We start from the raw sequence: 6,614 nt of genomic DNA, 5'->3' as shown, positions 1-6,614 counted from the left end.
GGCCCCTGGTCCCGGGGAGGGCTCAGCGCTTGAGCGTGAAGGTGAAGTCGCCGGAGAGCTTGCCGCTCAGCCGGACTGCCGAAACGAGTTTCCCCTCCGTGATCAGTCTCTCGGCCTCGGCCCGCGAAAGGCCGCAACCTTCAGCGATCAGTCGCACCGGCCGGACAGGGATCCGCGCCGCAAAGCGGACCGAGACGTCGATCACCTCGCGGTCCAGGTGATCCGATCCGCCGGTGTCGAGGCGCCAGGCGTTGTCCCAGTCGAGGGCGATGCGATTACGGCGCCGCACGACCGGATCCTGGAGCAGCTCAGTTGTCAGGCCAGGGTCGTTGTCATGCAGCTGGTCCAGCAGCTCAGGTCGTACGGAGCGCACATTCATCCGCTCCAGGACCGTGAGCTTTGCAGTTTCCCCGCAAGCGGTACAGAGCACGAGGAGCCAGGCGTCGATGAGCTTGTGGTTTGCGTTGACGCGAAACTTACCGCTTGCCCGGAAGCGCTCGGACGCGCACGCGTGGCAACGGCGGAGAGCGAGCGGCAGGCAGGTGGGCACGACCACCCAGTTGTTGAGCACAGAAGTACACCGGTTTCAGTGAGAAGTCCGCAGCAAAAAGAAGCGCGGCGCACATGTGCGACGCGCGACGAATCAGCGCTCGGGAGGTCTCACAGGGTGTACAACGGCACGTCCTTGACCAGACGACTTGGTTCAGCAGCACGGTAATGGCGCACAACGGCGCTGCTCCACTGGTTTTCGAGCGCCTCACCGTCAGGTTCTGTCCGGCGGACCATGGACGAAGCCAGAGCCAGATCGCGGCGACGGTGACGGTGCCGTGGAAGACGTAGGCCCGCTCGTCGAACCTCGTGGCCACGGCACGGAAGTTCTTGAGCCTGTTGATCGTCCGCTCGACCTCGTTCCTACGCTTGTGGATCGTCTTGTCGAAGCCGGCGGGCCCACCGCCGTTGCCGCTGCACCAGGGCCGGAGCAACGGACGCGCTGTCATACTGTGCCTCGGCTGGACCGATGACGCGCGGCGGCCCCTGCGACCGGCTGCCCGGAACTCCGTCCGGGATTGCCGCGTGTGTTGGCAGGGCTCTGCGTACCATTCGGCAGAGCCGCCCCCAGGTCGCGCGCGTAAGCACAGGACTCGCCACAGGCGCGAAGACCGTGCGGTCACGGCGTCGGGCCGCTAGAACCAGCTTCAAGAACCGAAACCGGCATCGATGTCCGGCGCCGGCGGGACTCGAACGCGAACTGCGTCCGCGGTCCTCATGCAGCGGCGGCGCCGAGATCAGAGGAGAACGACAGTGGGAACCTACAGGGAGAGCCGTCACCGGAGCCTCACCGATCCAGAAGGCTTCTGGCTGGAGGCGGCGCGACTGGTCGACTGGACGGTGCCGCCGTCGCGTGCCCTCGACAGCAGTGATGCTCCGTTCTACCGCTGGTTTCCGGACGGCGAGTTGAACACCTGCGCCAACGCACTGGACCGGCATGTCGCGAGCGGAGCCGGCGAGCGCACGGCACTGATCTGGGACTCGGCGATGGTCCCGGGGAAGCGGTCGTTCAGCTACCGCGAACTGCGTGACGAGGTGGCACGTCTCGCCGGTGCGCTGACCGGACTGGGTGTCGGCAGGGGCGACCGGGTCGTCATCTACATGCCGATGGTCCCCGAGGCCGTGATGGCGATGCTGGCCTGCGCCCGGATCGGAGCAGTGCACTCGGTGGTGTTCGGCGGGTTCGCGCCCAAGGAGCTCGCCACCCGGATCGAGGACGCCCGTCCCAAACTGGTCATCGCCGCCTCCTGCGGGCTGGAGCCCAACCGCGTGGTGGCCTACCAGCCGATCCTGGACGAGGCACTTGCGCTCAGTTCCCACCGGCCCGAGCACACCCTGATGCTCCAGCGCGAGACCCTCAGGGCCGATCTGGGCGCCGGCTATCTGGACTGGGCCGACGTCGTGCCCGGCGCGCAGCCCGTGGAGCCGGTCCCGGTCGCGGCCACCGATCCGCTCTACATCCTCTACACCTCCGGCACGACCGGCCGCCCCAAGGGGGTGCTGCGCAGCGCGGGCGGGCACGCGGTCGCGCTTGCCTGGTCGATGGGCGCGATCTATGACATCCACGCCGGCGACGTCTTCTGGACCGTCTCGGATGTCGGCTGGGTCGTCGGCCACAGCTACATCGTCTACGGCCCGCTGCTGGTCGGCGCCACGACCGTGGTCTACGAGGGCAAGCCCGTCGGTACCCCTGACGCGGGCGCCTTCTGGCGGGTGGTCCAGGAGTACGGCGTGCAAGCGATCTTCACCGCGCCGACCGCGATCCGGGCGATCAAGAAGGCCGATCCGGCCGCCGCGGAGCTCTCCAAGTACGACACCACCTCCCTGACCTCGCTGTTCCTCGCCGGCGAACGTCTGGACCCGGAGACCTACCACTGGGCCTCCCAGGCCCTCGGCGTCCCGGTCACCGATCACTGGTGGCAGACCGAGACCGGCTGGCCGATCGCGGCCAACCCACGTGGACTGGAGGCGATGTCTGTCAAGCCGGGTTCAGCCACAGTGCCCGTCCCCGGCTGGGACGTGCAGATCCTGGACGACGAGGGACGACCGCTGCCGCCCGGCCGGGAGGGCGAGATCGCGATCCGGCTGCCGCTGCCCCCGGGCGCGCTCCAGTCGTTGTGGAACGACGACGACCGGTTCGTGGAGTCCTACCTCAGCCGGTTCCCCGGCTACTACCACACCGGCGACTCCGGCTACTTCGACGACGACGGCTACCTCTTCGTCATGGGCCGTACCGACGATGTGATCAATGTCGCCGGACACCGCCTGTCGACCGGTGCCATCGAGGCCGCCCTGGCCACCCACCCCGCGGTCGCCGAATGCGCCGTGATCGGCGTCCCCGACCCTCTCAAGGGACAGGTGCCTTACGGGCTCGTCGTGCTCAAGTCCGGCGCGGACCCGGACCCGGAGCAGCTGCGCACCGAACTCGTGGCGGCCGTCCGGCGCGACGTCGGCCCCGTCGCGGCCTTCCGCGACGTCGCAGTCGTCCCGGCACTGCCGAAGACCCGCTCCGGCAAGGTCCTTCGCAAGACAATGCGTGGCATCGCCGACGGCCGGGACGAGCCGGTCCCCGCGACCATCGAGGACGCCTCCGTGCTCGACGCACTGCTGCCCATCCTGCGCGAGCGCCCTTGAGACCACGCGGTACCAGAGAGAACTGAGGTCCGGCGTCGAGCGACGCCCCACGAGCCGCTGCCCCGAAGGGGCCAGGTCCGTCGGCTGACGGGCCCGGCCCCTTCAGCCGGCGGTCGGTCAGATCCGGTCGGCCGCAATCAGGAGGTACTGGAAGGAGCCGTTCTTGTAGGAGTTGATGAACGCCTCTTCGATGCCGGTGACCAGGGAAGACGTGGCCCGCAGCTCCCAGTAGGGGAGGGTCGCAGCAGTCAGGTCGATGATGGTCTGCGGTACGAGACGGTTGTCGGCCATGGCGCGCAGGTACTCCCGGCGGGAGTGGATGTTGCACTCGAAGTGCGCGTTGATCTGGGAGACCCACTTCGAGGGCTGCCCGTAGCGCGGGTTCCAGCAGCCGGTGATGGTCACGTAGCTGCCGCCGACCGCGAGGATGCGGGAGTGCTCGGCGAAGAGGTCGTGCAGGTCGACGTACATGCTCGACTCGTTGTTCCACGAGGCAGCGGCCCGCCCCGTCTCGAAGGGCGTGTCGAGCATGTTGCATACGCGGGCGTGAACATGGTCCTCGATGCCCAGTTCATGGGCGCGCTGGTTCGCGAAATCGGCCTGCTTGGCCGAGAGGGTGACGCCCTCGACCTTGCATCCGAACCGCTGGTGGGCCATGACCATCGAACCGCCCCGGCCGCAGCCGGCGTCCACGAGCGTGTCGTCGCGCCCGATGGAGCCGAGGTGGTCCAGGAGGACTTCGGCCTGCGCCGACTCCAGACGGTGGAGTTCGGCGACCAGCTTCTTCTCGTACTCGCTGCCGCTTGCGTCGCCGAGGGCGGCGTGGTCGACGTCGCCGATGCCGTAGTGGTGATGGTAAAGCCCGTCGACATCGCCGAGTCGCAGGTTCACGGGCCTGGCCTCGTGATCCCAGTAACGGGCGATGTCACCCTGGTAGGGCGACGCGGGAGCGGGGACGAACGCGGAGGTGCCGTTGATGGTGGTGAGCTCGGTGCTGGTCACAGAGAACTCCATTTCTTACCAGAAATCGGGCAGGCTGTATCGATAGGTGTTGGTCTGGTGCCAGTAGTGGTTGCCGTCGACCCATACGGCCACTCCCCGGAGGAAGCGCAGCACGCTCGGGACGGGACAGGCGGCGGCCAGAGCGGCGGCTTCGGCTTCGAAGTCGTGCATGAGGTCGTTGTGGACCTCGACCGCCTTCAGATAGGCATCCCGGTCGGCGATGCCCTCACGTTCGGCGATCACCACGGGCAGGTTCAGGTGCCGACCGGGGCCGGCAAGTTCCTTGGTGTACGAGTACAGGTCGTTGACGATGGTGCTGGCGTTCCCGGCGAGCGCGAGAACACGCTGCATGGCGGGCTGGGCATGCAGGTCCGCCGGCAGTTCGTAGCCGCCGACGGTGTCGGTGATGGTGGGGCATGGACGGAAGTTGTTGAACTGCCGCATCACCAGGTACTCCCACACCTCGGGCGTGTGGTCCGTCTGGGCCCAGGCGGCCTCCGCGAGGTACCCCAGGTGCAGACGGGCCATGTCGTGCCGGAACCGGTCGGCCTGGGAGGGGGTGGCCTGTCGGACCAAGTACTCCATGGCGGAGCGGTAGGCGCGCCGCGGGGCGTCCGCGTGGAGCGACTCCGCCCACTGCGGCTGGTATTCCCTCGTCGCGTGAAGGGGGTCGAGGGCGGTGTGCGCCAGAAGGAGGCGTCCGCCGAGGCCGATGGGCGAACCTCCGTGGTCCTCGCAGTAGCAGTCGTCGACCGCGTTCTCGGCGACCATCAGCCGCGCAGCGATCATCAGGTGGTCGACAGTCGGAGCGTCGGGATGGCAGGCAACCATGTAGCGCCCGGTGGAGAAGCCGTCGAACTGGCCCTCCCACTCCTCGGGGTACAGCTCGACCTCGTCCACCGCCCAGTCCTTGATCCTGCGACTGACCTCCTCCACCCGCGTCGGGTCGGGCTCCGGCACCGGGTGGTGGTAGAGGCCCGGGATCGGTTTGCCCTCCGCTGGTGCCTCGGGCGCCGGATGCGCCGGCGGCTCCTCGCGCCGGACCAGGCGCAGGCTCGCCGTGCCCAGACCACTGGGGCCGCGCAGGATCCGTTCCAGGACAGGGCTCGGTCGCCTCGCTGCGGCGGCGCCCTCCCGCACGTGCTGAGCGATCGGATCGCCACCCGGGCCGTCGTCCGGTACGGACACGTCTGCGGGCACGGCTCTTGCGCCAGGGACGGGGGCGGAAGGCGGAGCGGGCGGAGCAGGCAGGACGGGCAGGGCGCCGGCGGCGGCTTCGGCACCTGCGGCGTGGGCGCCGGCGAGAACAGTGGCCCCGAAGCGGGCCGCAGCGGCAGGAAGGCTCGACTGCAGAGGAGAAAGCCCAGGATCGGGCATCCGTAGCTCCTTGGTGAGGTGGGTGGGCCGTCCCGGATCCGGGCATGCTCGCCCGGCGCGGGAGGGTCTGGGCTGTCGTGGCCGCCGGACGGATCCTCTAGTCGCGCCTGCGGGCGATCTGCACGTCCTCCAGCACGCCGAGCGCGTTGGGCACCAGGATGGCGGCGGAGTAGTAGGTGGTGACCAGGTACGAGATGATCGCCTGCTCGCTGACGCCCATGAAACGCACCGACAGGCCCGGCTCGTACTCCTCCGGCAGGCCGGTCCGACGCAGACCGATGACGCCTTGGTTGTCCTCGCCGGTTCGCATGGCGAGGATCGAGCTGGTGCTCTCCTTGCTGATGGGGATCTTGTTGCAGGGCAGGATCGGGACCTGGCGCCAGGCCGGCACCTGCTGCCCGCCGACGTCGACGTGGTCCGGATAGAGCCCGCGGGCGTTGAACTCACGCCCGATCGCCGCGATCGTCCTGGGGTGGGCGAGGAAGAACTTGGTGCCGCGGCGGCGGCAGAGCAGTTCGTCGAGGTCGTCCGGGGTGGGCGGGCCTGAGTGGGTCTGGATCCGCTGCTTGAAGTCGGCGTTGTGGAGCAGGCCGAACTCCCGGTTGTTGATCAGCTCGTGCTCCTGGCGCTCACGCAGCGCCTCGATGGTGAGCCTGAGCTGCTCCTCGGTCTGGTTCATCGGCCCGTTGTAGAGGTCGGCCACCCTCGTGTGGACCCGCAGAACGGTCTGCGCGACGGAGAGTTCGTACTCGCGCGGGTTGAGTTCGTAGTCGACGAAGGCGCCCGGCAGGTCGACTTCGCCGGTATGGCCGGCCGACATGGCGATCTCGGCCTCTCCGTGACGGTTCTGCCGCTGCCGGGGAAGCGAGCTGAACTGCTGAACGTGGGCCCGGAGGCTCGGCGCCGCGGACAGCACGGCGGCGAAGTCGGCGCGGGACAGGGTGAGCAGGGTGCCGGCGGTCTCGGCAGTGGCGGTGCAGTCCCACCTGGCGTCGGCGTCCAGAAGGGCGTTCTCACCGAACCGGCCGCCGGCGGCGAGTACGGCGACCGCG

At 68.7% G+C, this 6,614-nt stretch carries 5 protein-coding genes and 1 pseudogene; 1 reads left to right on the top strand and 5 read right to left on the bottom strand.

Annotated features, from left to right (window positions below; genetic code table 11):
* Positions 1 to 22: 22 nt before the first annotated feature.
* The gene (locus tag ACWGI8_RS36495) at positions 23 to 571 is read right to left on the bottom strand and encodes a DUF1062 domain-containing protein (protein ID WP_453667700.1); all 549 of its coding nucleotides are present in this window, start codon (positions 569 to 571) and stop codon (positions 23 to 25) included.
* A gap of 217 nt (positions 572 to 788) precedes the next feature.
* A pseudogene (locus ACWGI8_RS36490) lies at positions 789 to 956 on the bottom strand (IS5/IS1182 family transposase); the annotation flags it as partial.
* Between the two features lie 310 nt (positions 957 to 1,266).
* Here ACWGI8_RS36490 and ACWGI8_RS36485 point away from each other — a divergent pair.
* On the top strand, positions 1,267 to 3,183 hold the full coding sequence (locus ACWGI8_RS36485; RefSeq protein WP_453667698.1) for a propionyl-CoA synthetase: 1,917 nt from the start codon (positions 1,267 to 1,269) through the stop codon (positions 3,181 to 3,183).
* Positions 3,184 to 3,300: 117 nt separating this feature from the next.
* Here ACWGI8_RS36485 and ACWGI8_RS36480 read toward each other — a convergent pair whose 3' ends face one another.
* From ACWGI8_RS36480 to ACWGI8_RS36470, 3 genes are all read right to left on the bottom strand, one after another.
* Complete coding sequence (locus ACWGI8_RS36480; protein WP_453667696.1) at positions 3,301 to 4,185, bottom strand: geranyl diphosphate 2-C-methyltransferase; 885 nt, start codon at positions 4,183 to 4,185, stop codon at positions 3,301 to 3,303.
* Positions 4,186 to 4,200: 15 nt separating this feature from the next.
* Positions 4,201 to 5,562, bottom strand: coding sequence for a family 2 encapsulin nanocompartment cargo protein terpene cyclase (locus tag ACWGI8_RS36475; protein ID WP_453667695.1), 1,362 nt, complete (start codon positions 5,560 to 5,562; stop codon positions 4,201 to 4,203).
* Positions 5,563 to 5,659: 97 nt separating this feature from the next.
* A partial coding sequence (locus ACWGI8_RS36470) for a family 2B encapsulin nanocompartment shell protein (protein ID WP_453667693.1) occupies positions 5,660 to 6,614 on the bottom strand: 955 nt, incomplete at its 5' end.

The sequence above is a fragment of the Streptomyces sp. NPDC054841 genome (assembly GCF_053611045.1).
Note: the sequence above shows the minus strand (reverse complement) of the source record. Positions and strands in the feature narration are given on the sequence as shown.

Excerpts from the sequence above, each read along its gene's own strand:
- ACWGI8_RS36475 (WP_453667695.1), bottom strand. The coding sequence starts at position 5,562 with ATGCCCGATCCTGGGCTTTCTCCTCTGCAGTCGAGCCTTCCTGCCGCT.
- ACWGI8_RS36485 (WP_453667698.1), top strand. The coding sequence starts at position 1,267 with ATGCAGCGGCGGCGCCGAGATCAGAGGAGAACGACAGTGGGAACCTAC.